At 50.4% G+C, this 399-nt stretch carries 1 protein-coding gene; it reads left to right on the top strand.

All coding sequences use genetic code 11. The features are described 5' to 3' along the window. Positions 1-399 (top strand): ABC transporter ATP-binding protein (locus UF06_RS22570; protein WP_045572477.1); only part of this gene is annotated, 399 nt, incomplete at both ends.

Raw genomic sequence — 399 nt, 5'->3', positions numbered from 1 at the left:
TTTTTGTGAACTCGCCAACAGCGGAGCAAGTTCGGGACAAATCGTCAACCATCTGTTTGGGCACGTCGGTTTAGGCAAAATGGTCGGGTTTAAATATCCGCATGAGTTTTCCGGTGGTCTGCGTCAGCGCATTTCGATTGCGCGTGCGTTGGCGAGTCGACCCCGTCTTTTGATCTGTGATGAACCGCCCTCAGCATTGGATGTGTCGGTTCAAGCGCAGATCCTCAATTTGCTCAAAGATTTACAAAGCGAACTGAACTTAACCCTGTTGTTTATCAGCCACGATCTGCCCGTCATTCGCCAAATGTGCGATCGAGTGGGCGTGATGCAGATGGGATCCTTGCTGGAAGTTGCTCCGACTGAGCATCTATTCCGTTCTCCGCAACATGAGTACAGTAA

Source organism: Vibrio sp. S234-5, assembly GCF_000960595.1.
Taxonomy (GTDB): domain Bacteria; phylum Pseudomonadota; class Gammaproteobacteria; order Enterobacterales; family Vibrionaceae; genus Vibrio.
Note: the sequence above shows the minus strand (reverse complement) of the source record. Positions and strands in the feature narration are given on the sequence as shown.